General features: G+C 73.1%; 1 protein-coding gene. It reads right to left on the bottom strand.

What is annotated here, in order from left to right; genetic code table 11:
* Nucleotides 1-28 precede the first annotated feature (28 nt).
* Nucleotides 29-871 carry a phosphatase PAP2 family protein gene (locus ESO86_RS17685; protein WP_129236033.1) on the bottom strand — a complete coding sequence of 281 codons (843 nt, stop codon included), beginning with the start codon at nt 869-871 and terminating at the stop codon, nt 29-31.
* Nucleotides 872-960: the final 89 nt, after the last annotated feature.

Below are 960 nucleotides of genomic sequence, written 5' to 3' on the forward strand. Positions count from 1 at the left end.
TCCCGACGCGGGCGCACGAGCCCGCGCGCTAGGCGCGCGGCACCGCCGGTGGCGTGACGTGCGACGCCGCGAACGCGCGGTTGCGCTCGGCGATCTCCGCGGCCCGCGTGAGCCGCTCGCGCTCCATCCGCTGGGCGAAGACGGTCCAGACGAGCAGCGCGGCACCGGCCCCGACCATGGCGCCGCCGATGGTGTCGGTGATCCAGTGCGCGCCGAGGTAGGTGCGGCTGATCGCCATCAGCACCGTGTAGACGACGCCCCAGAACCACACCCACCCGCGGGGGACGATGATGCCGATGGTGACCGCGATCGTCGCGGCGTTGGCGACGTGGCCGGACGGGAAGGAGCCGAAGTCCGAGAGCACGATGATGTCCTCCGGGCGGGACCGGCCGAACAGGTTCTTCAGCAGCTGCACGATGAGCGCACTCGCGGCGGACGCCGTGACGAAGTACAGCGCCGCCCACGGTCGCCGAACCACGAGCAGGATGACCGTGATGGTGATCGGGACGACGAGCACCCCGATCACTCCGCCGCCGAGGGCGTTCATGCCGTAGGCGAAGAGGTCGCCGATCGGCCCGCGGAGCGTGAAGATGTCCTCCGCCCACTCCTCGTCGATCTCGAACAGGCCGCGGAGTGCGACGACGATGCCGAGGACCAGCGCGATGACGAGCGCCGCGATCCCCGCCGCGAACGGCACGAACCGGCCGACGTGCTCGGTGCGCTTCGCACGGGCCGCCGGATGGAGGCTCTCACCGGTCGCGTCGACCGGGCCCCGTTCGGTGACCTCCGCCGAGGTCCTGCCGCCGCCACCGCCGTCGTCGTCGGCGGAGGTCCTCCCCGCTGCGGGCTGGGCGCTGTCCGGATCGCTCATGTCGACACGCTAGTCGGGCTGGAGCGAGCCGGCGGTGCACCGGCGCCGCGTGCCTCGGACCCCGCGCAGGACGGCGCCCCGGGCCGGGC

Origin of the sequence: Agromyces binzhouensis (assembly GCF_004135055.1) — a bacterium.
Taxonomy (GTDB): domain Bacteria; phylum Actinomycetota; class Actinomycetes; order Actinomycetales; family Microbacteriaceae; genus Agromyces; species Agromyces binzhouensis.